The organism is Streptomyces sp. NPDC053474, assembly GCF_044544845.1.
Taxonomy (GTDB): Bacteria; Actinomycetota; Actinomycetes; order Streptomycetales; family Streptomycetaceae; genus Streptomyces.
Genome location: NZ_JBITXV010000009.1, coordinates 304,513 through 329,956 on the forward strand (window position 1 = coordinate 304,513; position 25,444 = coordinate 329,956).

General features: G+C 72.4%; 19 protein-coding genes and 3 pseudogenes. 8 read left to right on the forward strand and 14 right to left on the reverse strand.

The window, feature by feature from the left end:
- Window positions 1–49: 49 nt before the first annotated feature.
- A complete protein-coding gene (locus ACIG3E_RS23050; protein WP_399619436.1) occupies window positions 50–2,359 on the reverse strand; it encodes a molybdopterin cofactor-binding domain-containing protein in 2,310 nt (769 codons plus the stop codon).
- A gap of 529 nt (window positions 2,360–2,888) precedes the next feature.
- Between ACIG3E_RS23050 and ACIG3E_RS23055 the strand changes: the two genes are divergently transcribed.
- Entirely contained in the window at window positions 2,889–3,428 is a 540-nt protein-coding gene (locus ACIG3E_RS23055) for a GNAT family N-acetyltransferase (protein WP_399619439.1), read from the forward strand.
- A 58-nt stretch (window positions 3,429–3,486) separates the two neighbouring features.
- Here the strand turns inward: ACIG3E_RS23055 and ACIG3E_RS23060 are convergent, their stop codons facing one another.
- The 4 genes from ACIG3E_RS23060 to ACIG3E_RS23075 form a co-directional block, all read right to left on the reverse strand.
- Window positions 3,487–3,903, reverse strand: coding sequence for a hypothetical protein (locus ACIG3E_RS23060; RefSeq protein WP_399619442.1), 417 nt, complete (start codon window positions 3,901–3,903; stop codon window positions 3,487–3,489).
- A 237-nt stretch (window positions 3,904–4,140) separates the two neighbouring features.
- Window positions 4,141–4,437 carry a hypothetical protein gene (locus tag ACIG3E_RS23065; protein ID WP_399619445.1) on the reverse strand — a complete coding sequence of 99 codons (297 nt, stop codon included), beginning with the start codon at window positions 4,435–4,437 and terminating at the stop codon, window positions 4,141–4,143.
- 124 nt (window positions 4,438–4,561) lie between these two features.
- Window positions 4,562–4,756 (reverse strand): hypothetical protein, encoded by a 195-nt coding sequence (locus tag ACIG3E_RS23070; RefSeq protein ID WP_399619447.1) that lies wholly within the window; start codon window positions 4,754–4,756, stop codon window positions 4,562–4,564.
- Window positions 4,757–4,961: 205 nt separating this feature from the next.
- Window positions 4,962–6,290 carry a tetratricopeptide repeat protein gene (locus ACIG3E_RS23075; protein ID WP_399619449.1) on the reverse strand — a complete coding sequence of 443 codons (1,329 nt, stop codon included), beginning with the start codon at window positions 6,288–6,290 and terminating at the stop codon, window positions 4,962–4,964.
- A 131-nt stretch (window positions 6,291–6,421) separates the two neighbouring features.
- Between ACIG3E_RS23075 and ACIG3E_RS23080 the strand changes: the two genes are divergently transcribed.
- Window positions 6,422–6,727, forward strand: a complete 306-nt coding sequence (locus tag ACIG3E_RS23080) for a hypothetical protein (protein ID WP_399619451.1) — start codon at window positions 6,422–6,424, stop codon at window positions 6,725–6,727.
- A 263-nt stretch (window positions 6,728–6,990) separates the two neighbouring features.
- Window positions 6,991–8,513: pseudogene (locus ACIG3E_RS23085) on the forward strand (chitinase).
- Between the two features lie 88 nt (window positions 8,514–8,601).
- On the opposite strand, the gene ACIG3E_RS23090 reads toward ACIG3E_RS23085, so the two are convergent.
- Window positions 8,602–10,212, reverse strand: coding sequence for a hypothetical protein (locus ACIG3E_RS23090; protein ID WP_399619453.1), 1,611 nt, complete (start codon window positions 10,210–10,212; stop codon window positions 8,602–8,604).
- Window positions 10,213–10,357: 145 nt separating this feature from the next.
- On the reverse strand, window positions 10,358–11,023 hold the full coding sequence (locus ACIG3E_RS23095) for an MSMEG_1061 family FMN-dependent PPOX-type flavoprotein (protein WP_399619455.1): 666 nt from the start codon (window positions 11,021–11,023) through the stop codon (window positions 10,358–10,360).
- Window positions 11,024–11,917: 894 nt separating this feature from the next.
- On the opposite strand from ACIG3E_RS23095, the gene ACIG3E_RS23100 reads away from it, so the two are divergent.
- The 3 genes from ACIG3E_RS23100 to ACIG3E_RS23110 are packed head-to-tail and all read left to right on the forward strand — an operon-like array spanning window position 11,918 to window position 15,551.
- Complete coding sequence (locus ACIG3E_RS23100) at window positions 11,918–12,184, forward strand: acyl carrier protein (RefSeq protein ID WP_399619457.1); 267 nt, start codon at window positions 11,918–11,920, stop codon at window positions 12,182–12,184.
- On the forward strand, window positions 12,181–13,407 hold the full coding sequence (locus tag ACIG3E_RS23105) for a beta-ketoacyl-[acyl-carrier-protein] synthase family protein (RefSeq protein ID WP_399619459.1): 1,227 nt from the start codon (window positions 12,181–12,183) through the stop codon (window positions 13,405–13,407). The genes ACIG3E_RS23100 and ACIG3E_RS23105 overlap by 4 nt, the downstream gene beginning before the upstream one ends.
- Entirely contained in the window at window positions 13,404–15,551 is a 2,148-nt protein-coding gene (locus tag ACIG3E_RS23110) for an MMPL family transporter (RefSeq protein ID WP_399619461.1), read from the forward strand. Before ACIG3E_RS23105 ends, ACIG3E_RS23110 begins: the two co-directional genes overlap by 4 nt.
- A 175-nt stretch (window positions 15,552–15,726) precedes the next feature.
- Here ACIG3E_RS23110 and ACIG3E_RS23115 read toward each other — a convergent pair whose 3' ends face one another.
- The gene (locus ACIG3E_RS23115; RefSeq protein WP_399619463.1) at window positions 15,727–16,311 is read right to left on the reverse strand and encodes an RICIN domain-containing protein; all 585 of its coding nucleotides are present in this window, start codon (window positions 16,309–16,311) and stop codon (window positions 15,727–15,729) included.
- Window positions 16,312–16,418: 107 nt separating this feature from the next.
- Window positions 16,419–17,069 carry a hypothetical protein gene (locus ACIG3E_RS23120; RefSeq protein ID WP_399619466.1) on the reverse strand — a complete coding sequence of 217 codons (651 nt, stop codon included), beginning with the start codon at window positions 17,067–17,069 and terminating at the stop codon, window positions 16,419–16,421.
- 316 nt (window positions 17,070–17,385) lie between these two features.
- On the opposite strand from ACIG3E_RS23120, the gene ACIG3E_RS23125 reads away from it, so the two are divergent.
- A complete protein-coding gene (locus ACIG3E_RS23125) occupies window positions 17,386–20,259 on the forward strand; it encodes an AfsR/SARP family transcriptional regulator (RefSeq protein WP_399619468.1) in 2,874 nt (957 codons plus the stop codon).
- Here ACIG3E_RS23125 and ACIG3E_RS23130 read toward each other — a convergent pair.
- Window positions 20,240–20,773, reverse strand: coding sequence for a GNAT family N-acetyltransferase (locus ACIG3E_RS23130; protein WP_399619471.1), 534 nt, complete (start codon window positions 20,771–20,773; stop codon window positions 20,240–20,242). The genes ACIG3E_RS23125 and ACIG3E_RS23130 overlap by 20 nt on opposite strands.
- Window positions 20,774–21,148: 375 nt before the next feature.
- On the opposite strand from ACIG3E_RS23130, the gene ACIG3E_RS23135 reads away from it, so the two are divergent.
- A complete protein-coding gene (locus ACIG3E_RS23135; RefSeq protein ID WP_399619473.1) occupies window positions 21,149–21,757 on the forward strand; it encodes a hypothetical protein in 609 nt (202 codons plus the stop codon).
- Window positions 21,758–21,828: 71 nt separating this feature from the next.
- Here ACIG3E_RS23135 and ACIG3E_RS23140 read toward each other — a convergent pair.
- The 4 genes and pseudogenes from ACIG3E_RS23140 to ACIG3E_RS23155 form a co-directional block, all read right to left on the reverse strand.
- Window positions 21,829–22,685: pseudogene (locus ACIG3E_RS23140) on the reverse strand (IS5 family transposase).
- Between the two features lie 26 nt (window positions 22,686–22,711).
- The gene (locus ACIG3E_RS23145) at window positions 22,712–23,146 is read right to left on the reverse strand and encodes a hypothetical protein (RefSeq protein ID WP_399619475.1); all 435 of its coding nucleotides are present in this window, start codon (window positions 23,144–23,146) and stop codon (window positions 22,712–22,714) included.
- Window positions 23,147–23,221: 75 nt separating this feature from the next.
- On the reverse strand, window positions 23,222–24,205 hold the full coding sequence (locus ACIG3E_RS23150; RefSeq protein ID WP_399619478.1) for a DUF6192 family protein: 984 nt from the start codon (window positions 24,203–24,205) through the stop codon (window positions 23,222–23,224).
- Window positions 24,206–24,973: 768 nt separating this feature from the next.
- A pseudogene (locus tag ACIG3E_RS23155) lies at window positions 24,974–25,411 on the reverse strand (ISKra4 family transposase); the annotation flags it as partial.
- Window positions 25,412–25,444: the final 33 nt, after the last annotated feature.

The window sequence follows — 25,444 nt, forward strand, 5'->3', positions numbered from 1 at the left end:
ACAGACTCCTTGAGACGGCGGCCCTTTGGCGGGCCGGGGGCGGGCCGGTTCAGCGGACGTGGTCCAGGCCGTCGGTGGGCGAGGCCGGAATGGGCGGCACGGTCGGCTTGGGGGTGAAGGAGAGCACGGAGTGGTTGATGGGGAAGCGGGTGGGCAGGGTGCCCGTGGCCCGCCCGTAGGCGCAGGCGACGGCGGCCATGGAGGCGGCCACCCCCAGTTCCCCGGCGCCGCCCACCTCGCCGCCGGTGGACGGCAGCACCAGGACCTTCAGCTCCAGGGGGCTGTTCCACTGCCGGGTGTAGAAGTAGTTGTCCCAGCTCGCCTCAAGGAAGTGCCCCTCGCGCAGGTGCAGGCTGGAGGTCAGCACCTGGGCGATGCCGTCCATGACACCGCCCATCATCTGTGCTTCCAGGCCGCGCGGGTTGACCACCAGGCCGACGTCCACGGCGACGACGGCCTTGGTGACGCGCGGCCCGCTCACCCCGTCACGCACGGGCCTGCCCACGGTCTCGGGACGGCAGTCGATCTCGACGAGGACGGCGCAGGCCGAGCGGTACTCGCTGTGGAAGGCGATGCCCTGCGCGGTGTGGGCGGGCATCGCGCGCCCCCAGCCGCCGGCCTCGGCCGCCTTGGCCAGGACGGCCGCGAAGCGCTTCTCGCGCAGCAGGCCGCGCCGGAAGGCGAAGGGGTCCTGGCGCAGCTTCGCGGCGAGCTCATCGATGATGAGCTCGCGCGCGCACACGACGTCGGGGGAGTAGACCCCGCGCATGCTGCCGGTGTTGAAGCCCTTGCCCCTCTCGCTCAGCAGTCGGCTGTGCACCCCGACGTCGTAGGGCATGGACTGGGTGAGGTGGAAGAAGGTCTGGGAGAACGCCGCGTCGCCCACCGGCAGCTTCGCGGCCAGGGCGGTGAAGACCTCGCCGAGCCCGTGGCCGAAGTCGGTGGCGACGCTGGTGTGCCGCTGCTTGAAGCTGAGCACCGAGCCCCCGGCGTACGCGGCGCGCACCCGGGAGGTGGCCATGGGGTGGGTGCGGCCCTGGCGGGCGTCGTCGGCCCGGTGCCACATGAGCTTGACCGGCTTGCCGAAGGCCTGGGAGATCTCGGCGGCTTCCAGCGCGGCGTCGAGGAACAGCTTGCGCCCGAACGACCCGCCGCCCTCGGTGACGTGCACGGTCACGGCACGAGGGGCGAGCCCCAGGCGGGCCGCGATGGCCTGCTTGGCGACGATCGGCGCCTTCAGGCTCGACCAGATCTCCGCCCGGTCCACCCGCACGTCGGCGATCGCGCAGTTGGGCTCAAGGGCGCTGTTGCCGCGGAAGTGGAAGGTGAAGCGGGCCTCCACCGACGGCGTCAACGGCGCTGGCCCCAGCGGCAGTTCCGCCTCCCGCAGCTCCTGGAGCACCGACTCGTCCGAGGCGCCCTCCACGCTGCCGGGCTTCCACGCCACCCGCAGCGCCCGCACGGCCTCGATGCACTGCCCGAAGGTCTGCGCCCGCACCGCGACCCCGGTGGAGATGACGCCGACATCGGTGACACCCGTCATGGCGCGCACCTGGTCGAGGTTGGCCACCGACGCCACGGTGCCGTTGATGGTCGGCGCCCGGCACACCATGGCCGGCTGGGCGCCGGGCACCTTAAGGTCCATGGCGAACTTCTTGCGGCCCGTCACCGCGGCGAGCGCGTCGACGCGGTTGTGCGGTCGGCCGATGACGGTGAAGTCCGCGCGGTCCTTGAGGTCCACCCACGCGCGCCGCACCGTGACGCTGGCCGCCTTGCCCGCGAGCGCGCCGATGCCGATGCTGCCTCCCGCGCCGTCGGTGACGGTGCCCGCCCGCAGGGTCAGCTCGGCGAGCGGGGCGCCCAGTTCGGCGGCCGCGGCCCGCAGCAGCCGCATCCGGGCGACGGCGGCGGCCACCCGGATGGGCAGATAGGTGGAGATGGTGGTGTTGGAGGCGCCGGTGAGCTGGTTGAACACCAGCTCCGGCCGTGCGTCGGCCAGGGTGACGCGCACCCGCTCCAGGGGCACGTCCAGCTCCTCGGCGATCAGCATCGCCGTCGACGTGGTGATGCCCTGGCCGACCTCGGCGCGCGGCAGCGCGAAGGAGACCGTGCCGTCGGCGTGCACCTCGACCGTGATCAGGTTCGAGGTCGCCAGCGCGGCGGTGGTCAGCACGTCGTTGAGGTCCACCAGCGCGGTGATGTCCGCCTGGGCCGCGGGCGCCGCCCCCAGCTCGGCGGCGGTCACCAGGGTCGGAGCGGCCAGCACGAACCCCAGAAACCGCCGCCGCCCCACCCCCGGCCCGCCCACCGGCTCAACTCCCGCCCCGGCCGCGCCTGTTCCCCTCCGGCGTGAACGCATCCCACATCCCCTCCCGGCGCCCGCACAGCCCGGCACCCGCACCCCTCGGAAAGATCAAGACGAACTCTACGTCGCCCACTCGATCACCGAGCGTGCCCCCACGGCCCATCGAGAACAAGAGCCCCGGCAGCCACTGTTGCGCACCAGGGCGAGTTCACCCCAGGCGCCCCCCCGGCGAACTCGCCCGCGACCACCGGGCACGCGCGCGCCCGCCTCCAGGGCCCGTCCGCCCGGCCCCCGGCCCCCGGCCAGAGCCGAACAGCCGCGCCCCGCACGGCTGATGGCCCCGCGGTGTCCGCCAGGTACCCCTCCAGGCCCGGGTACCGCGCGATCGGGGGCATCAGGGCAGCCCCCAACAGTGGCGGCCGCCCGGGCGGATGGAGCACGCGCGCGCCACAGCGACGACCAGCGGCGCCCACCGGCACACCCGACCGGCCCCGGCCCTGGCGCAAAAGCACCCCTGACCGGTGCGCCCCCGCCCCGCACCGCAGCGGGGGCGATGTCAGTGGCTCCTGCCAGACTCCGCGCCATGACCACCGACTCCTTCCACCTGCATCAAGTCGCCTCGGCCCGGGACATCGACGCGCATGTGCGCCAGGCCCTGCTCGAGTGCTGGGTCGATGTCACCAACGACGGCGGCGCCGCGGGCTTCCCCTTACCGCCCATCGACACCCAGCAGGCCGCGCCCGCCCTGGACGCCATCATCGAGGGCCTGGCCCCGCACACGTCCCGCCTGCTGACCGCCTGGGACGGCGGCGAACTGGTCGGCTGGCTGCACCTGCGCCGCGGCTCCTCACCCGTGACCGCCCACTGGGGGACCGTGCACCACGTGCAGACCCACCCCAGCATGCGCGGCCGGGGCATCGGCGCTGCCCTGACCGCACACGCCCACCACATCGCGGCCACCGAGATGGGACTGGAGCAACTGCACCTGGCCGCGCGCGCCGGAGCGGGCCTGGAGACCTTCTACGCGCGCCTGGGCTGGCAGGAGATCGGCCGCTGGCCCAAAGCCCTGCGCCTGGCCCCCGGAGACGACCGCGACGAAATCCTCATGCTCTTGCACCTGTGATCCCCGCCGCTCACGCCACGGCTCGCCGGAGCACCCCGCCGACGCTGCCGGGGCCCGGTCAGGCGGCGTCGAGGGCGTCAGTGATCTTGCGGGCCATGGCGGCCAGCGCCGGGCCGGGCTCGGCCTGGTGCGCGCGGGCGGCCGCCTCCACGGCGATGGCCACGGTGATGCGGAAGTTGGCGGCTTCGGCGGGGGAGTGCCGCTGGAGCAGTTCCACCGCCGCGGCCAGGGCGGGCAGCACCTGCTCGGCCAGTGCGGCCGTGGAAGCGCCGCCCAGGTTCTTGATGCGCGTCTTCTCGGCGAGGATGTGTCCGACCTGCCCGGTGGCGGAGGTCAGGGCGATGCAGCCCAGGGTGGCGGTCTTGTGCGGCTTTCCGGCGGCATCCGCGGCGGCCATCAGCGAGACGGCGCCGTAGGCGGCGGTGCGCAGGGTGTCCTTGTCCTGGGCGGTGAGGGCGGTGAGGGTGAGAGACATCAGGTGCTCCTTTGCGGGAATCGGGCCGGTGGCGGGGCCGCCGGGCCGGTGCTTGATGTCTCTACGATCTCCGCCGCGGCTGTCAGCGCCCTGACACCCCGCTGACACGGCCCCTGACACCGGCCCCCCCACCCCGCGAGCCCGCCACCCACCCGCCCAGGACGGACGTACGGGCGCCGCCTTCGCCCCCGTACCAGCGCAAGCAGACGCCGCCTCGCGGACGATCTGCCGGTGGCGCTAGCGCAGTTTGCCGCGTCCGCCGCCGGGTGCGGCGGCGGCCCGGCGGCCTCGGGCGGGACGCTGGCGCGGCCGTGGCCGGCGCGGCTGCCCCTCCAGGCCGACGGCGCGCCGGGCCAGCTCGCCGAGCTTGTCCTCCGGCAGGCCGGAGAACGCGACGGCCTCACGCACGGCGGCGGCGCAGCCGGGCTCGGTGCAGTGCGCGGGCGACGCGGTCAGGCCGAGGGAGGGATAGGTCATGTCCTCGGGGGGCAGGTAGAGGGCCGCGCACCCGATGCACACGTGGACCGATCGCATGGCTCTGCCTCTCCTCAGCCGGTACCGGGGCCTGTCGGCCAGGATGCCCGACCGGCCCCGCCGGTGTCAGGCGGCCCGGAAGGCCTCACCCACCGTCACGCCCCAGGCCGGGGCCGGGGGCCGCTCACGCGGTGGTGGTGAGCGCGTCGAGGGATTCCGGCAGGGTCTGGCCGCCGTCGACGGTGAGGGTCTGGCCGGTGATGAACGCGGCTTCGCCGGAGGCGAGGAAGAGCTCCGCGATGCCGCGTCCGATGCCGCGCGTTCCGCCGGTCACGATGACGGACCGGTCCTGCCAGCTGGTGCCGGGGGTGAAGCTCATGCGGGGGAATACCTCGCCGTCCTTGGCCGCCTTTGGCCTGCTGCGCGGCTATGACCGCTCCTGCCGTCGCGCCGTGCTGTACGCCCGCTGGACCGTCCGGATCCCGGGCCAGGCCACCGTAGGGGGAGCCCGCATCCCCGGGGCCCGCATTCAGCCGTGGCGGACACCCCGCCCGGGAGGGGGCAAGCCCAGGTGCGGGCAGCGCTCACCCACCGCCTGGCCGCTGCCGGGCCGTCAGGCGTGCCCACGCCCGCTGGTTGGAGGGGCAGCGGGAGCGCAGGCTGATGCGTTCGCTCAGCAGCGCGCGGCCAAGGTCGTACTGGCCCGCGCGCAGGGCGGCCTCGACGAGGGTCTTCTGCAGGGCGTCCCGCTGGGCGTGGCTGCCGCCGAACTCCTGGAAGCGGTAGCGCAGCGGCAGCAGCAACTCCACCACGTCGGCATAGCGCCGCTGGCCGTACGCCACCAGGGCCCGGCACACCGGAAGGCCGATCTCGGCGGTCATCGCCACGTTGGACGGCCCCGCACCGGCCTCGCGCAGCCACACCTCCCGCTCGCCGATGAGGCGTTCGGCATCCCCGGTGCGGGCGGCCCCGACGTAGGCCATGACGGCGTGGACGTCGTTGAAGGCGTAGTGGGGCCCGTCGCCCCGGCGCGCCCACGCCTCGGCAAGCGCGGGCCAGCGGCCGCCGGTGTCGGTGCCCGCCAGATACAGGCGCCACAGCAGCGCGGCCGCGTCCAGGAGCTCCATCGCCGCGCCGGGGGAGTGCTCGTGGTGCAGGGCGGCGTCGTAGACGGCCAGGACCTCGTCGGTGCGCTCCGTCTCCAGCAGGTACAGGGCGTAGTGCCACCAGTTGTGCACCCTCAGGTAGTTGCCGGCCGACCAGGCCCCGGTGCGGGCGTCGAGGTAGCCGATGCCGTCCTCGTGCCGTCCTTGCATCTCGTAGGCGTGGACGACGGCGTGGATGCCCCACACGTCGCGGGCGTTTGCTTCGACGGCCTCCAGGCCGACCTGTTCGGCCAGGGCGTAGTGCCCGCACTCCTCCAGGCCGAAGGCGTACATGCCCTGCAGCAGGCCGTAGTGCGGATCCTCGCGGTCCCAGGCGGCCAGCGCGCCGCCGATGCGGTCGCGCAGGAGGACGGCGTTGCCGGTGAAGAAGTCGATCTGGTGGCCGACGGCCAGGGCCAGGACGTCGTGGGGGTGGGCCACCACGAGGTCGCCCAGGAGGCGTCCGGCCCGGTGCAGGTCGCCGCCCAGCCAGCAGGCCGCGGCCTGGACGTGCATCTGCTCACGCACGCTCAGGCCCTCCAGGGGGACCTCCCGGCGGAAGGCCGTAAAGGCTTCGGCTGCTTGGGCCGCGTCCTTCTCCTCCGTGCCGAGCAGTCCGAGGTAGGCCCGCAGGACGTGGCCCAGGGCACAGCGGGGCGAGGCCTTGAGCACAGCCCCGGCCTGCCCGGACACCTCCTCGCGGAAGAACAGCAGGTCCTCCAGGGCCCTCTCGTAGTGCCGCACCGCCGCGGCGCCGGTGTCCGTCATCACCTGTCCGTGCCGGTCCACGCTCACCCTGTCCGCCTCCCGAAGGCCGCCCGCGAGAACCCTGCCCCGCCCGGGGGAAGCGGACACCACGGCACGCGAGAGCCCTCCCCCTTGCGGGGGAGCGTTGCGGCATGACCGCCCCCGGGCCGCCCCGGTTTCCGCCGCACCCGCTGCGCGGCGTGCGCGTGCTGCACCAACGCCGCAGCTGCGCGCCGCAGTTCGCGGGGGCCACGGTGGACGTCGAGCCCGCGGCCGCAGGCATCGAGGAGCAGCCGCGCCTGCCCGGGCACGGGATCGCGGTGGCCCTCCGGGTGGTGCCGCGGGGGCCCGCGCCGACGCGTTCGGCTCGCACGAGCTGGCGTTCAGGGGCGCGGGCCATCTCGCCGCCCGCGAGGCGCTGGAGCGTGCGGGGGCGGCGCGCAGGGGAGCGGACCTAAGGAGGTTGTTGAAATTACGGTCAAGCGGTACGGCCGGGCCCCCGGGACGGCGGTCCGCGGCCCGGGGCGGGGCGGCCGCCTGACCAGCGGCCCCCGCCGCGCGGCCCCGCACGCGGCCGCTCCCGGCACGCAGCAGCCCCGAAATTGGTCTAGGCCTCACTTGGTCCATACCATTGACATGCCTATGACCACAGGGCTACCTCATGGGGCAACAGCCACGCGTCAGCCCCTCCCTGACGCCCCCTCACCCCCTTGGGATGGCCATGAGACCTCTCGCTTCCCTCCGTGCCGCTCTCACCGCGGCGGCCACCGCGGTGGCCGCCCTGGGCCTGACCGCCGTCTCCGGCACCCCGCCCAGGCCGCCACCCCGCTGCCCGCCCACGTCTTCGCCCCCTACTTCGAGTCGTGGACGGGCGAGAGCCCCGCAGCCCTCAGCGCCCAGTCCGGCGCCAAGCACCTCACCATGGCCTTCCTCCAGACGGCGACGAAGGGCTCCTGCACCGCCTACTGGAACGGCGACACCTCCCTGCCGATCGCCCCCCAGTCCTTCGGCACCGACATCAAGACGATCCAGGGCCGCGGCGGAGACGTCATCCCCTCCTTCGGCGGCTACACGGCCGACACCACCGGAACCGAGATCGCCGACAGCTGCACCGACGTCGACCAGATCGCCGCCGTCTACCAGAAGGTCATCACGACCTACGACATCCCCCGGCTCGACATGGACATCGAGGTCGACGCCCTGGACAACACCGCGGGCATCGACCGCCGCAACAAGGCGATCAAGAAGGTCCAGGACTGGGCCGCCGCCACCGGCCGCACCCTGGAGATCTCCTACACCCTGCCGACGACCACCCGGGGCCTGGCCGCCAGCGGCCTGGCCCTGCTCAAGAACGCGGTCGCCAACGGCGCGCGCGTCGACGTCGCCAACATCATGACGTTCGACTACTACGACAACGCCCCCCACGACATGGCCCAGGACACCAAGACCGCCGCCCAGGGCCTGTACGACCAGCTCGCGGGGCTCTACCCCGCCAAGACCCCCTCCCAGCTCTGGGGCATGATCGGCGTCACCGAGATGCCGGGCGTCGACGACTTCGGCCCCGCCGAGACCTTCACCCTGCCCAACGCCACCACCGTCTACGACTGGGCGCTCGCCAAGGGAATCAACACGCTCAGCTTCTGGGCGCTGCAGCGCGACAACGGAAAGTGCCCCGGCGGCGGAGCCAGGGACGACTGCTCCGGCATCGAACAGGGCACCTGGGACTTCTCCCGCGTCTTCGCGCCCTTCACCCGCGGCACCACCCCGCCGAGCGACGACTTCTCCCTGACCGCCTCCCCGGCCGCCGCCACCCTCAAGGCAGGCGCCGCTGCCACCAGCACCCTGAAGACCGCGGTCACCGCGGGCACCGCCCGCACCCTCGACCTGAAGGTGAGCGGCGCGCCCGCCGGAGTCACCGCCACCCTCAGCCCCGCCTCCATCACGGCCGGCGAGACCTCGACCCTCACCGTCTCCACCACCACCGCGGCCGTCAACGGCACCTACAGCCTCGTCGTCACCGCCACCAGTCCGGCGGCCGCCCACTCCACGACCTACTCCCTGACCATCACCGGCGGCAGCGGCCACCAGTGCACCGCGGCCCCCTGGACCCCGGCCGCCGTCTACACCGCGGGCCAGCAGGTGTCCCACAAGGACCACACCTGGAAGGCCAAGTGGTGGACGACCGGCGAGGAACCCGGCACCACCGGCCAGTGGGGCGTCTGGCAGGACCTGGGAGCCTGCTGACCCACCCCACCGCTGAGCCCGTTCACCCGCACGAGGGCGGCCCCGCCGGAAGCACTGGCGGCGGGGCCGCCCGGTACGCGGCGGCCGCCTAGCGGACGTCGACGTAGTCCTCGCTCCCGTAATCCGCGTAGTGGGAGGCGTCGGTGTCGGTGTAGCGCATCTGCCAGGTGCCGTCCTGCTTCGCGGTGAACTTCTTCCTGAACGTGCCGTCGCTCAGCGTCGTGGTGCTGCCCAGCTCCTTCCACGCCGAACCGGCCGCCCTGGCCTTGAACCAGATACGGATCTTCTGCCCGGCGTACGGCCGCCAGGTGGATCCGGACTTGCGCATCAGGCCGCCCTTGGCGGTGAGCGCCGAGCCCTTGCGCACGCCCTCGGGCGAGACGCCGTCGTTCCACACCCGCGTGTACGTGCGCCCCAGCGTGACGCCGGAACTGTCCACGCCCGCGTTGACCACGCGCAGACGCCACCGGGCGCCCGCGTCGGCCTTCTTCGGCGAGGACGCGGTGAAGGAGGCGCCGTAGGCGGCGTCGAAGGTGCCCGTGCTCGTCCAGGACCCGCCCGCGGGGCGGTAGTCGATGGAGATCTGCGCCGTGGTGCCCGCCGGGTAGGTGCCCTCGGTGACACCGAGGGCACCGGTGAAGGTGACCTTGCGGTACTTGTCCACCGTGCCCTTGACGTTCGACAGCGCGCTCGTGCGGGCGGGCCTGGCCACCGTGAAGGAGTGCGGGGCCGGCGCGGTGAACCAGTTCGACCCGGTCGGCCAGACCCGTACCTGCCCGCTCCGCTTGACGGTGTACCGCGTGGCCAGGACGCCGTCCTGGCCGCTCACCGCGGTGGTGTCGGTGCTGGCGCCGGTGCCGATCCGCACCTCCTTGGCGACGGGCTTCTCGGTGCCGTCGTCCGCGATGCGGGTGAGCTTGCCCCTCACGGGGATCTCACTGCCGTAGGGGGCGGTGACCGTGCCCGCGGGGGTGTCCACCGTGAACTTCAGTTCCTGCTGGCGAAAGGGCAGGCTCAGCGACTCGTACTGCTGGTCAAACATGTACTCGAACGTGGTGGTGGCGGTGGAGCTGTACTCGTCGTAGGTCCGGGTGGTGGTGAAACGCCCCTTCTGGTTCGTCCACGCCCACCCCTCGCCGTGGACCTCGCGGGCGCGGTAGTAGATGGCCACCCCGGCGAACGCCTTGACCTCATGGGTGTTCGGGTCCTCGGCCACCAGCGATCCGGACACCTTGGCGGCGGGGTGGTCGTAGGAGACCCACGGGTGGCTGCTGCTGAGGGTCAGCTTGGGGTTGAGGCCGTAGTTGAGGAAGCCGGTCGAGCGCTGGACGATCTCGTCGGGCTGCCCTTCCCTGGCCACGACGTCGATCACGTAGGCGCCCATGGCGGGCAGGGTGACCGGCTCGGACCGGAAGGTGTCCTCGTAGCAGTCGCTCGTGGCCGGGCACCTGTCGGTGCCCACCAGACGGACGCTGGCGAGGACCTCGGACCTGTTCTTCTCATGGATCTTGAGCGTGACGTCCTCCGGGCGGAAACGGGAGGACATGTGCTCGTAGGAGGCGTAGAGCGTGCCGCCCTCCTGCACCGTCTCCGTACGGCCGCGGGAGTCACCGTCCCCCGCGTGCGCCGCGGGCACGGCGATCAGCGTGGCAGAGGAGGCCACCAGACTCGTGGCCAGTACTGCCGTGAACTTCTTCAAAGCTCCCCCATCGGGTATTGCCAGTGTGTCGCGCGTACGACCCACAAGACAGGCCAATGGTTGTACGGACAACTAACCGCGCCCTGCTTGGGGGGCGAACCAGCCGACGGCCCCGCCGCCCGCCACGGGCACGCCCGCACCCGGCTCACTCGTAGCGCAGGCGCAGCGACTCCCGTTCGGCCTCCTCGACCTGCTCGATGGTCAGGCCCGGCAGGTCCAGCTGGGCCAGCGTCACCTCGGCGCTGGCCGGCTGGGCGTCGGCGGGCACCCACTTCTCCGGCTGCCACGCATGGGCGCGCATCAGCGACTTGGGGCAGTGGGGGTAGACCTCTTCGACGTGCACGACCAGCGCGGTGACGGGCGGCTTGCCGACGGGCGTGAGCTGCGCGAGCAGCTCCGGGCGGGCTAAGACGCAGGCGCGGCCGTTGACACGCAGGGTGGTCGGGCGCCCGGGAATGAGGAAGAGCAGCCCGACCCGTCCGGTCTCCAGCACGTTGTGCATGGTGTCGAGCCGCTTGTTGCCGGTCGCGTCGGGAATCACCAGGGTCCGCTCGTCCAGCACCGAGACGAACCCGGCCGGGCCGCCGCGCGGCGTCACGTCCACCCTGCCATCAGCGCCGGCGCTGCCTATGAACACCAGCGAAGAACAGCCGATCAGCGCGCGGGTCTGGTCGGTCAGGCGGTCGATCTCCTTGCGCAGCGCGTTCGGATTCGGCTGCGAGTACAGCTCGGCCAGCTGATCCGGGCTGGTGAGAGCGTCCGCCCGCAGGGCGTCGAAGAGCAGGCCGGTGGCCCCCGTATCGATCATCATGGAACCGACCCTAGAAGACGACCGGCCCAGCGCGGGCCCCAGCCCGCGATCTCGCCCGCTCCGGCCAGCCGCCGCGCCCCGGGGGCCAGGCCGCGCGGGTGTAGCGGTCGGCGGTTGCGGTGCGCTGGGCGGTCAGCCGGGCTTCGGCCTCGTCGCGGCCGGGCGTCACCCGGCTACCCGACTCCATCTGCCGGGGACCATGCGGCGCCATCTCGCCCAAGACGCCGAGGAGTTCACAAGCGACACCATCCGACAGCCGCCGCGCACCAGAGAAACCACCCCGTCACGCAGCCCGCAGCACATCACGGGGCCCCGGGTTTCGATTCTGTGGTTTCTGGTGCCTTTCGTGTGTCCTCTCAATGGAGGAATCCGCGCGCCGGTAGCGCCACTTTCGCTCCCGTCATGGTCAAACTGTGCGAGGAATCCGGTTTCGACATGAAGTGATGGGAAAACAACATGCTTTGCCGCCCATCCGGTTCCCCCATATCTGCCGCGCGGCGTTTACGGTGTCCGCCGATCGCCGCCGTGAGCCGTGCCGCCCCCGCACCGGCGTACGCCCGCCCGGCCTTGCGCCAGGACCCGCCCACCAGATCACCCCTCACCCGCCCCCGGCCCGCTGCCCCGGGCAAAGGCGACCGCGACCCGAGCGGAACGCCCGAGGAAGCCCACGGCGGACGAGCGCCTCTGCGACGGTCGGCGGTCTGACGGAACGAAACACCGCACACGACGGCAGCCCCCACCCACCACAGCCGCTGCCGCTGCCGGACCCGCGCGCTCCCGGACTTGTTCTCACCGCTCGTTCCGCACGGCGGGCGCGCGCAGGGCCCCGTGCACGCCTGGCGGCCACCGGCCTACCTCACCCCCCTGCCCCCACCCACGCGAAGGAGAACAACGATGGAGCCCGTCTACGACGTGATGACCCGTCTGCTCACTGAGCACTTCGGCGTACCCAAGGACCAGATCCGCCCCGACGCCACCCTTGAGGCACTGGAGTTCGACTCACTCGCCCGCCTTGAGCTGGGCATGCTCCTCACCGACACCCTCGGCGTGAGCCTGCCCGAGGACCGCGCGGACATCACGCTCGCCGAGGCGGCCGAGCACCTGACCGCGGCCGTCGCCGCGGCGGGAGCAGCACCGTTGCCGCACAAGGCCGTCCGGTGACAGCACGGGACATGGCCGTCACCGGGCTCGGCCTCGTCACCCCCGCAGGGGTGGGCGTCGAGGAAACCTGGAGGGGCGTCTGCGCGGGCAGCGGCCTCGCCGCGCGCGACGAGGTCCTCACCAACCTCCCCGTCGACTTCTCCTGCCGGGTGCCCGACTTCGACGCCGCCGCCCTGCTCGGCCCGCGCCTGACCTGGCGCATCGACCGGTTCACCCAGCTCGCCATGGTCGCGGCCCGCCAGGCAGTCGCAGACGCGGCACTGGACCCCCAGGCCTGGGACGGGACACGGGTCGCCATCGTCCTCGGCGTGGCCGCCGCCGGAGGCGACACCTGGGCGGACGCCTACCACCACCTCGCCGAGGGCCACGTCAACGCCATCTCCCCCCTCACCCTGCCCCGCTCCCTGCCCAACATGGTCGCCGGCGAGGTCTCCATGGACCTGCACGCCACCGGGCCCTGCCTCACCACCTCCACGGCATGCGCCTCCGGCGCCACCGCGCTCGGCATCGCCCGCGACCTGCTGCGCGCCGGATCCTGCGACATCGCCATCGCGGGCGGCACCGACTGCGCCCGGGTCCCGATGGGCTCGGCCGCCTTCTACCGGCTCGGCGCCCTCTCCCAGCGCCGCGACGATCCAGCCACCGCCTCCCGCCCCTTCGACACCGGCCGGGACGGCTTCGTCCTCAGCGAGGGCGCCGGCATCGTCGTCCTGGAGCGCCCCGAGCACGCCCGTGCCCGCGGCGCCCGCGTCCGCGGCTACCTCGCCGGCTACGGGGCCTCCGCCGACGGCTTCCACGCCACCAGCCCCCGTCCCGACGGCGACGGCGCACGACGGGCCATCCAAGCCGCCCTCACCGACGCCGGCGCCGAACCGGCAGACGTCCACCACATCAACGCCCACGGCACCTCGACCCCGCAGGGCGACCGCATCGAGGCACACCTCCTCGCCACCCTCTTCCCGTCGGCCACACCCCCGGTGACCTCCGCCAAGGGCGCCATCGGCCACACCCTGGGCGCCGCCGGAGCAGTCGACGCCGCCCTGACCGTGCTCTGTCTGGAGCGGCAGCTCATCCCGCCCACCGCCAACCTCCACCAGCCCGACGAGGACCTGGCCATCGACGTCGTCACCAAAACACCCCGGACCCACCGGATGACGGGCGCCCTCAGCAACGCCTTCGGATTCGGCGGCCAGAACGCGGTGCTCTTCTTCCGCGCCGCATGACCCACCCCACCGCCCGCCCGCGCCTGCAGCACACCCGCCCCCGACTCGTGCTGCTGCTCGCCGCCCTGGTCGCCGCCCTCTGCGCAGCCGCGGGCACCGGCACCCACGAACGGCTCGCCAACGGCGGCTACACCGCCAAGAACACCGAAGCAGACCGCACCGCCGCCCTCCTGGCCCGCGCCGGCGCGGCCCCACCGGACCTGGTACTGCTGGCCCGCTCCTCCACCGCACTGGACACGCCCGCCGCCCGGCGGGCAGGCCTGGCCCTCACCCGGAAGCTGGCCACGGCCCACGGAGTGGCCTCGACACGCTCCTACTGGGTCACCCCCGACCCCCTGCTGCGCTCCCACGACACACGAGCCGCCCTGATCACCGCCGACCTCGCGGGCGACGACCGCGACGCGACCGCCACCGCCCGCCACCTGGTCCCCCAGCTGACAGGCCGCCACGGCCCCCTGGACGTCTCCGCCACCGGCGGCTCCTGGGTGAGCGTGCAGGCCGCACAGGCAAGCGCACACGACCTCCTCACCGCCGAACTCATCGCAGCACCCCTGACCCTGCTGCTCCTCGCGATCGCGCTGCGCTCCCTGCTCGCCGCCCTGGTACCCGTCGTGATCGGCGCCCTCGCGGTCGCCGCCACCACCGCGCTCCTGCGGGCACTGACCTACGCCATGCCGGTGTCGGTGTTCGCGATGAACCTCACCACGGCACTCGGCTTCGGCCTCGCCGTGGACTACGGCCTCTTCCTCATCACCCGCTTCCGCGAGGAGCTGCACCACAGCCGCACCGTGCCCGACGCCGTGGCCCGCACCGTACGCGCCACCGCACCCACCGTGGCCCTCTCGGCCTGCACCGTCGCCCTCGCGATGGCGGCACTGCTCGTGCTGCCGCTGCCGTTCCTGCGCTCCATGGCCTGCGCGGGCATGGCCGTGGCACTCCTGGCCGCGGCCGCCGCCCTGGCCGTCGTCCCCCCACTGCTGCTCCTGCTCGGCCACCGCATCGGCCGCACCGGACGCCCCGACAGCCCGCTGTGGCGGCGCGCCGCGAAGGTGGTCACCCAACACCCCGCCCGGTACGGAATCGGCTGCACCGTGGCCCTGCTGCTGTGCGCGATGCCGTTCGCACACGTCCGGTTCGGGCTCATCGACGAGCGGACACTGCCGGCGAGCACCGAGGCCCACGCCACGGGCCAAACGATCCGCGACAGCTTCACCGCGCCCGCCGAGCGCACCCTCACCGTGGTCCTGCCCAAGGCGGCACACGCCACGGCCTACCGGCAGCGGGCGGCCGCCCTGGACCACGTCGCCGCCGTCCGCCCCGCGACCCTGCCCGGACTCGGCCCGGTACTGACCGTCGTCCATACGGCCGACCCCTCATCGGCCACCGCCCAGCGACTCGTGGCCGACCTCCGCTCACTACCCCCCGAGGGCGCCCAGGTGGCGGGCCGCGCGGCGATGCTCGCCGACACCAAGACGGCCGTGGCCCAGCGGCTGCCCCTGGCCGGTGCCACGCTGGCCATCACCACGTGGGCGATGCTCTTCCTGCTGACCCGCAGCGTGCTGCTGCCCTGCAAAGCACTGCTCGTGGGCGCGCTGAGCCTGACGGCGAGCTTCGGCCTGGTCGTACACATCTTCCAGGACGGCCACCTGCAAGGCGCGCTCGGCGAGTTCGCCGTCACCGGCGCCCTGGACCTGACCCTGCCCCTGCTCATGGCCGCCGTCGCCTTCGGACTCGCCATCGACTACGAGATCTTCCTGCTCTCCCGCGTACGCGAGCAGTGGCTGCGCGGCCTCACCAACCGCGACGCCGTGGTCGAGGGCGTGGCCCGCACCGGACGGCTCGTCACCACAGCGGCCCTCGCCGTCGCCCTGGTCACCGGCGTGCTCGCCACCTCCGCACTGACCGTCCTCAAACTCCTCGGCACCGGCCTCGCCGTCGCCGTACTCCTCGACGCCACCGTGGTGAGGGGAATCCTGGTCCCGGCCTTCCTCACCCTCGCGGGCCGCGCCAACTGGTGGGCACCCGCCTGGCTCCCACAAGCCGCCCCGCCCCCAGACCGCGCACACGCACAACACCAAGGAGCCCGCCTGCCGGGCCCGGGCCGACAGACCCCAGCCCCCAGCCCCGGCAGAGCGGGAGCCTGAGGCCCCGCCGGTCTCACGAAGATCCGCGCAGGCCGCGGGGGCACGGAGCGCGGCGCCGGTGCCGCACGGCCACGCCACCGGCACCGTCACCAGCACTGCCTTCACAAACCACTACGAGTCGTAGGCGCAGCCGGCGGCCCGGCTGAGGCCTCCGCGGCCCCGGGGGCCCGCCCGTTCAGGCTCCTTGCAGGGAGAACATCATCGCCTTGTCGGAGTACTGCACCAGCAGCGCGCGTTCTTGGGCGAACTTGTCCTTCTGGATCGACACCCAGGCCCCCGAGTGCAGGACCTGCATCGCGAAGGGGCCGCCTGCGGGGTGGTGGTCGAGCCAGAACTTCTGGTGGGTGCCGATGTAGTCGCCGCAGTCGCCCTGCTGGAACGCCTGGCCGTCGTCGGGCTTGTAGCCGACCATCGTGATGCACTGGTCGTTGAGCCGCGATCGGAACACCCAGTCCGTACTCTGTGTCGGGCTCGGCCATCTGCAGGCCCGCCACTGCTGGTTGTGCCCTCCCCAGTACGGGTGCTGGACGATGGCCCCGGGGTTGTCGGGCCCCTGGGAGATGTCCAGGGCCATTCCCCCCGGCGTGTTGATGCGGTAGTAGCCGGGCTCGCAGATCCACCCGTCCCAGTTGGTGCCGGACGCGGCGGACGCGGGGGAGGTGGTGGGCAGCAGCGCCACGAGCGCCGCCGCCGCGGTGCCCAGGGCGTAGCGAAGCCGTCGGCGGGTGGTGCGCGGTGCGCGTCGGAACACGTGGCTCACTCGGCTCTCCTTGGTCTGTGTGCTGTGGGTCGCGGTCAAACGGAGAGGGCGGCGGTACGGGGGCGACGGCGTGCCTCGTCGTCGGCCCGGCGTGCCCGGTGCGCGGTTCAGCACTTGCCCAGCCGGTCCTGTGCGGCGCGGCGCACGGTGCCAAGGGGCTCCAGGGCGGCGCAGTTGCGCACAACGGTGCCGATCTCAGGGGCCTCGAAGGTGGTGAAGGTGCCGTAGGCCGCGTCGCGGATGGCGTTGACCCATACGCCGGTGGTCGGCCCGGTCTGGGCGCACACGTACTTCACGTACTCGCCCTCGACCTTGCGGGTGCCCCGGTAGAGGCCGTACTGCCCCACGCGGTTGAAGTTCCAGGTATCGGTGATCTCATGGGTCTTCGTCGTCGAGGTGGTCTTGGACACGGAGAAGCCGACCTTGGACTCGACCTTGGCGAACAGGGGGGAGGCCGATGCGGTGATCTCCGTCCGCTCGTCGACAGTGGTGGTCACTGAGGCTTCCTGCCTGAGGGTCACGGTCTTTTGCGCGGTGCTGCCCTCGGCGATCGTGATCGCCTGGAAGTCGGTGATCACCGGGGTGACCTTGGTCGTGACGTCGTAGTACATCGTGTCGACGGCCGGGTTGCACTTGCCCGTGGGGGGCGGCGGGGGTGCGGCGTGCGCCGGTGCCACGGCCAGTGCGCCGACCACCGCCACCGCGGCGGCGAAGGCGGCGGGAACGGTGCGGCGTCTGCTGATGAGGATGCGTTTCACGGTTCTCTCCTTGAGGTGCACGCAAAAGCCCGGAGCACGGGCAGTACGGGGGAGTACGGGGAGGGGGGGAGTGCGGGCCGGGGAACGGAGCTGAGCCTGCCGGGACACGACACGATTTCTTCACGGCACGGTCACGAGGGGGGCGCCCATCGGCATCGCGCTCCGCCCCGTCACCGCGCCCTCTTCCCGCACGACTGGCGCGAATGCCCCTGGACCGCGCGGCCCGGCCCGTTCAGGATGATCTTCTTGAGGGCGGCCGGACCCCGGCCGCCCCACATCGCCGTCCACGGTCCGCGCCCGCACCAACGGAGGTCGTGTGGAGTTCAGGCTGCTGGGACCGTTGGAGGTCCACGTGGACGGCGAGCGCGTCGAACTCGGCGGAGTGCGCCAGCGCGGTCTGCTCGCCGCGCTGGCACTGCGCCCGAACGGTGCCGTGCCGCTGGCACGGCTGGTCGACGCGGTGTGGGACGAGGACCCCCCGGCGACCGCCGAGCGTCAGGTCCGCAACATGGCCGGACTGCTCCGCCGCCGCCTCACCGAGGCGCGCCCGGCCCGGCCGCAGGCGGCCGATGAACAACCTCCCGCGCCGCTCATCGTCAGCGACGGGCCCGGCTACCGTCTCGCCGTGCCCGAATCCGCCGTCGACGCCCATGTGTTCACCCACGGGGTGGCCGCCGCGCGCGCCGCCGAGGCCGCCGGGGACCCGGCCGCCGCGGTGACCGGCCTGCGCGGCGTGCTCGCCCTGTGGCGCGGACCCGCACTCGACGGGCTGCCCAGCTGGCCCCTCAGAGCCGCCGCCACGGCCCTGGAAGAACAGCGGCTCTGCGCGCTCGAACACAGCTTCGCGCTGGAGCTCTCCCTGCACCGCCATCTCGCGGTGATCCCCGAACTGTCCCTTCTCGTCGCCGAGTTCCCGCTGCGCGAAGGGCTCGTACGGCACCTGATGACGGCCCTGCACCGGGACGGACGCCACAGCGACGGCCTGGACGTCTACCGCAGGCACGCGGCCCGGCTCGCCGACGAGACGGGCCTCGACCCCGGCCCCAAGCTGCGGGCACTGCGCGACACGCTGCTGCGCCCGGGCGCCGACCGGCACACCCCCCTCCCGGCCCGCGACTCCCGGCCCGCCCCCGCCCAGCTCCCCGGCGACCTCCCCACGTTCGTCGGCCGCTGCGATGAACTGCGCCGCCTGGGACCCGCACCGGCTCCCCTCACCGCCGCCGCATCACGACAGAGCACGGCTGTCACCATCGTCTCCGGAGTGCCCGGCACAGGAAAATCCACGCTGGCGCTGCACTGGGCCCACCGCCACCGCCACCACTACCCCGACGGCCAGCTCTACGCCGACCTGCGCGGCCACGCCCCCGGCGGCCCCCGGCACCCGGGCGCGGTCCTCGCCGCCTTCCTGCGGGCCCTGGGCGAAGACACCCGGCGCATACCCACCGACCCAGACGAAGCGGCGGCGCTCTACCGCACCCTGCTGACCGACCGGCGCATGCTGATCGTCCTGGACGACGCACGCGACGCCCAGCAGGTCAGGCCACTGCTGCCGGGCAACGCCAGCTGCGCCGTACTCGTCACCAGCAGGGAACGACTCACCGGCCTCACCGCCCGCGACGGCGCCCGGCGCCTGGACCTTGCCGGGTTCACCCCTTACGACGGCAGAGCCCTGCTCACCAGGATGCTGGGGCCCCAGCGCCTCGCGGCCGAACCCCCACAGGCCGCGGACGCACTGCTCACGGCCTGCGGCGGCCTGCCGCTCGCGCTCGGCATCGCGGCGGCACGGCTGCGCGACCAGCCGCACGCCTCGATCGCCCAGTTCGCCGCCGAACTGGCCGCCTCGGACGACCGGTTGGGCGCCCTGCGGATCGACGGCGACAGCCCTACGGGAGTGCGGGCGGCGTTCACCCACTCCTACGACGCCCTGGAACCCGCGCCCCAGCGGCTGTTCCGCCGCCTCGGACTGTTCCCAGGACCCGACATCACCCTCGCGGCGGCCGCCGCCCTGGACGGCTCCGGCACCCCCGCCCGGCCCCTGCTGGACCGGCTGGCGCGCGCCCACCTCGTGGAAGAACGCGGCCCCGGCCTCTACCGCCTCCACGACCTGCTGCGCATCTACGCCGCCGAACGCGCGGCGCTGGACGAGACACCGGCGGCGCGGCGCGCGGCGCGCTCCCGCTGGTACACCTGGTGCCTGCACCACGCGGATGCCGCCGACCAGATCCTCGCGCCCCACCGACGTAACGTCCGACTGCCCCCTGCGCCCGAGTGGCTGACGCTCACCCCCCTCACCACACAGGACGAGGCCATCCAGTGGTGCGCAGCGCAGCGCGCGAACCTCCTGGCCACGATCCACGACGCATATACGCACAGACACGACGAGACCGCCTGGCAGCTGCCCGCGCTCCTGTGGAGCTACCTGCGCGGCAACCCCGTACGCGAGGACCAGATCGAGGCCGCTCACGTCGCGGTCGACGCGGCGCGCCGCCTCGACGATCCGCACGCACAGGCGCTGTCCCTCAACAACCTCGGCTCCGTCTACGACGGCCAGAGCGACCCGGCCTCCGCTCTGCCCTGCCTCACCGAGGCCCTCCAGCTGATGCGCCGCACGGGCGACCGGATCGGCGAGGCGCACGTCCTGGGCAACCTGGGCGCGCACCACGGATACACGGGCGACGACGTCCGCGCGGTGCACTACTTGGAGGAGGCACTGGCCGTGCTGCGCGACCTGCCTCCTCCGGGAGACCCGTGGGCGGTCTCGGTGTTCGAGACCAACATCGCCACCGCCCACCTGCGGACGGGCCGCTTCACCCAGGCGCGCGACCCGCTGCGCAGGGCCATGGCCGTCCACCGCTCGCTCGGCAACGACGGGATGGTCAGCTTCTCGGTGTCCGCGCTCGGCGTCGTACGGCACGCGCTCGGCGACCTGGAACGTGCGATCGCCTACCACCGGCGGGCGCTGCGGATCAGCAGCGGCGTCGGCTATCCGGGCCGCCGCGCCACGATCCTGGCCTGCCTGGCAGCCGCACAGCACGCCCAGGGCGAGGCCGCGGACTCCCTACGCACCTGGCAGGAGGCACGGACGCTGTTCGACGCGCTGCCCGAGGCCCACTTCGCGGGGCTGCGCCCGCTGTTCACGGCGCTCGGCTACACGCCGCCCGCCCGTGCGTTCATGCCTGGAACTCGGTGAGATCGATGGTGTGCACGTGCAGGGGGTAGCCGTACTGCGGGTGCGTCGTCTCCCGCTCGGGCACCATGCCGAGCTTGCGGATGACGTTCTCGGAGGCGTCATCACCCACTCGGTTGATACTGATGACGCGGTCGAGGCCGCGGTCCTGGAGCGCGAACTCCAGCGTGGCGTGGGCGGCTTCGGAGGCGTATCCCTGGCCCCAGTACGGTGAGCCGAGCCGCCAGCTGATGGCCACGGCGGGCCCTGCCTCCGGCAGGAACTCCGGCACGGACAGGCCCGTGAAGCCCGCCAGTTCACCCGAGGCCAGCAGCTCGACGGCGAAGAGCCCGAAGCCCTCCTCGTCCCACTCCTCCTCCCACCGCTCGATCGCCTCCGCGGTGTGATCCAGACCGCGCACCGAGCCGTCGTCGACCCAGCGCATGACCCGCGGGTCCGCGTTGATGTCCGCCATCGGCGCGAGGTCGTCGTCCTGCCAGCGACGCAGGAGGAGGCGGGGGGTGCGGATCTCAGTCATGACGCCCATCCTGCCGAAGGCAAGGGGCATAGCGGTAATCCGGCGCCCGGCCGTGCTGCCGCGCGGGTGTTCCATGGAGCGACGCTACTGCCTGGTCCGTCGCCGCACTCGATCGTTGACGGCCCAGCCAGGACCTGGTGGCGGGGTAGGGCTGGTGTGCGCGAGCTGGTTCAGGGCCGGGGGGGAGAGGCGCCCGACGACTCCGCCGCCTAAGAGCGTGTTTTTGAACCCGGGGTGAAAGGTGACGGGGCCCCGGGCGGGGTTCGCTCCTTCTCGCGATCACCCGTCTGGCGTAATCGAGCGTGCCAAGATCACTTTCGGGGCGTTGACGGGGAGAAGACCTGAACTGGTCTTCTCCCTGTGTAAGGAGTGCGCATGCGTATCCGAACTTTGAACCGTGCCGTCGTGGTGGGGGTCAGCCTGCTGGCCCTGGCGGCGCCCGCGGCAACTGCTTCCGCCGCACTGCGGGATCCTGCGGGGTGCGCCACGGAGATCAAGGCCGAGCAAGACGCCGCCAAGGCACTGGAACAGGCCACGGCCAAGGCTGACGCTGCCCGGGAAGAGAAGGAGCTCGCGGCACGGGACCGTGCCACGTTGCTGGAGGCCGCCCGGGCAGCGCGGGCGGTAGCCGACAGCGTGGCGACCCTCTCCGACGTTCCCCAGTCAGACAAGGACGCGGTGAAAGCGGCCGCCGACAGGGCAGAAATGGCGGCCGCCAACCTCGACAACAAGGAGACCGCGGCTGCGGCTTCCGAAGCTGCCGAATTGGCCTACCCCGTCAGCCCGCCCTGGTCGGCGGCCCATAAGGACGCCGGTGCGGCGGAGAAGGCCGCAGAGGACGCTCTCGGCGCATCCCGTGCGAAGGATGCGGACGCGACGGCCGCGGCCTCAGCGAAGGCGGACCAGGCCGAGCTGGCGGCGAAGGCGCGGCACGCAGAGGCAAGCAAGGCCGTGCAGAAGTGCATGGCGAGCGGCCAGGGCTGACCTGTCAGGCCGTAAGGGCCGTGCTCCAGCCCCCGGTAGCCGTGGCCCTTTCCGTGCACCAGGTGCCGGGGTCATCGGGGGTTCTTCGTCCAGTCGGTACGGGGCCCGCTGCGGGTCAGGCGCCGGGTCATGAGTGTGATGAACGCCCAGTTCAGGTGGGCTTCGGCATGTTGCGGAAGGCGTTCGTAGTCCCGCGCGTTGCGGCGGGCGTTCATGATCCAGCCGAGGGAGCGCTCGACCTTCCAGCGCCGGGGCAGGACGACGAAACCACGAGTGCCCTTGGGCCGCGGCACGGGCCGCAGGGTTATCCAGAGGTGGCCTGCGGTCCAGGCGGGCAGCAGGTCGCGGGCGTAGGCGGAGTCGGCCCAGATCTGGGTGGTCTGTGGGTGGGTGAGCCGCAGGCGCCAGAGCAGGTCGCGGGCGATGATCTCGTCGCGGACGTCTCCGGCCGTCACCGTGATCATCACGGGCAGGCCGAGGGTGTCGACCACGAGGTGTCTCTTGCGGCCGTTGATTTTCTTGCCCGGGTCGTAGCCGCGGCTGTCCTTGCCGACGGTGGAGGCGGCCTTGACCGACTGAGAGTCGACGATCAGCGTCACCGGGAACGGGCAGCGGCCGGTGCCGGTGCGGATTCGCCGTCGCAGCTGGTCGCGGATGAAGGTGACCACGCCAGCCCGGTCCACCTCCAGAAGAAGCCATAGATCGTCTGCCAGGGAGGGAAATCCGCAGGCAGAGCCCGCCACTTCGTTCCGTTGTCGACGATGTAGCGGATCGCGTCCACGATCTGGCGCCGAGGCCACTTCTCGGGGTGCCCGCCGGTCTTGGTCTGGCAGGCCGGGGTGGGCAGCAGTGGTTCGAGAAGGGCCCACTCGGCGATCGTGGTGTCGGAGGGATAGCGGCGGTGCCGGTGGCGGCCAGTGCTCGGCATGACGGATCTCGTCGGGACGCGAAGGGTTACTTCGAGAGCTGGGCGAGGGTGGAGCGCACTCCGGTGAGCTGGTCGGTGACCAGCTGGGCCCACTCGTCATCGGGGTAGCGGGCCAGATGCGGTGCGAGCGTGCCCGTGATCATCCGGGCCAGTCGGCCCAGGATCTGGGCCAGCTGCTTTTTCTCGTACTCGATCCAGTCCGCGGGGTCGTCGGAGAACATGTAGCCGTCCTTGCGCCGCCAGATGATCGGGGTGAGGTGCTCGGCCGCGCCGACGTCGCGCAGGTGCCGGATGCCCCGGGAGACCTGGGAGCGGGTGAGGCGGGTGGCGGACATGAGCTGGTAGGTGTGCAGGCCCGCGGGTCTGGCTTCCATCAGCGCGACGCGGACCAGGTCGCCGTAGTGCTCGGACAGCGGCTGGGCGCCGCGCGGCCGCGTCGTCTTCTTCGGGCGCCGCACCATGGCCTACTCGCCCTTCAGGAGCTGCGTCAGCTGCTCGTCCAGGGTGAACTCGCCGTGATCGAGTGCCCCTTCGAGCTAGTCGGCCGCGGCGCGGACCCGGGCCAGCTGCCGCCTCACGGTCTCGCGTTCGTCGTCGGTGAACTGCTGGCCGCGCATCCTCGGGACCAGCCGCCCCAGGGTGGCCACGAAGCCGTGGCAGGAGCCGACCAGATCGACGTACTCCATGGTGTGCTCGATCTTGCGGACGGCCGGGACACGGTCGCGGATCTTCTCGCGGGTCTCGGCGGAGTTGTCGAACTGGGCCCGGTTCACCAGCATCCGGGTCGTGTCGTCACGCATCGTGGAGCGGGCCACGGTGGGGCGACGCAGCAGGTCACGGGTGACTTCCTGGGCAGTCGTCTCGTCCCGGGTCAGCTCGGTGACCACTCGCATGCGGTCGGCGGGGGTGACGTGCTCGGTCACCGCCGGCCGCTTCAGCAGGTCGGTGGCGACCTGGGCGGCGACCTCGTCGTCGCGGGTCAGGTCCGCGACGGCCGCGACCTTCTCGTCCACCGTCACCGGCCGGTCGACGCGCTGGCCGACCACCCGCTTGGCGCCGTCCGGCGTCCACTGCCGAGCCCCCGTGCGCGGGTTGAACGGCGCGTCCTCGATCGCCGCCCACCGCTCCTTCTCGTCCTCGACCGAGGCCAGGATGCGGTGAACGGTGAACGACACCCCCTCTTTGCGCTTGTCCTTGGGCCACCGGTTGGCGGTGTAGCGCCAGTCCTCCACCGTGCGCCGCTCGACGCCGATGTCGTCCGCGAAGATCTGTAACGACTCCGCCACGGTGAACAAGTCGTCCGTGCCCTTCGGCATCGACCCGCCCACCGGGCGCATCGGCTCGATCTCCAGTGCCATGTCGCCCAGGGCGAACTGCGCGCGGGTGACCTGAGCGATCAGCTCCTTCGCCTGTGAGACGAGCTGCTCGTAACGCTGCCGGGTGACGTTTCCAACCCGGTCCTTCACCTCGGTCATCACGACCACCGCCTTCGCGGGGCCCGGCCCGGTCACCCAGGACATGACCGGTCAAAGGGGGCACCGACCCCGGTCACCGTCCACACTCGCGCGAGCCCGCCCGGCGCAGGCAGAGCGCGAGCCGGGAGCACTGGAAGCACCCGTGCCGGTGGTTCAACTCTCCTGCAAATCAAGGGGTGTTGAAGGGAAGGGTGAGGCGTTCGCCTACGGCGTTTCCGTAACGCTCTTGCGTGACGCCTGCCGCTGACGGCAAGCCCGCACCCGGCACCGGTCTGAGCAGTACACCGCCGACTTCGCCCGCTCCACTCCCACCGTCCACGACCGGCCGCACACCGGACACTCCGCCTGCTCACCACGCTGCATGGCAGCCACCCGCCAACGGGTCCGCCGCAGCCGCCGCCACCGCCGTGACCTGCACCGACCTGAGCAGAACACCGCGGCCGCCGCCATCGTCACCGGCAGCGGATCACCGCACTCCCGGCAGTAACGCCGAGCCGCCCCGCCAGCCCCCACGCAACCGATCATCCAGCCGTACGCACCTCACGGCCAGAGTTCAAAGACAGCTACTAACCGCGGCCCCCTCCTACGTTCGCCCCTGAGTCTGCCGCCCCATCCGGCCGCGATCGCGACCGGATGGGGCAGACACCAGATCCCGCACCCGGACGCGTACATCGTTGATATCGGCGCTCCCGTACGGGCGGCCCGCAGCAGGGTGTTGAGCCGGGAGACGACGAGGGCGGAGTCGAGGCGGGCAGCGGCATCGAGGGCCTGACGGGCCGCCGCGGCGCCGCGCTCCGCGTCCTCGAAACGGGCGCGGTGCTCGCGGGCTGTGTGGAAACGCCAGTAGGCGTCGAGGTCTCCGTCCGCAGCCATAGCCCGGAGCTGGAGGAGGGCCTCGGCGCCGTGGAGTCCCCAGCGGGCGCCGGTGATGTCGAGGCGGTCGCCGATCAGGTGGCGGCATGCTCCTTCCACTGCACCAGTGGCGATTGGCCACCCGTTTTGAGGGCGGTGTCGTAGCGAAGCTGGCCGAGGTGGCCTGTGAGGTAGCGGTGGCAGGCATCGACGGCCTCGCGCCGGGCCGCCGACAGCCTTCTTTTTGGCGTGCATGACCATCTCGTAGGTGGTGCGAGCGGCGTGACCGGCGAGGATCGCGGTCAGATGGCCGGCGGCCCAGGCTTCGGCCTCGGGGCTGCCGGGTTTGTGGAAGGCCGCGCCCGGCTGATGTCCCCTACGGGGTGCTGGGGCACTGATCGGTGGCCTCTTCGCTGCCCGAGCAGTGCGTGT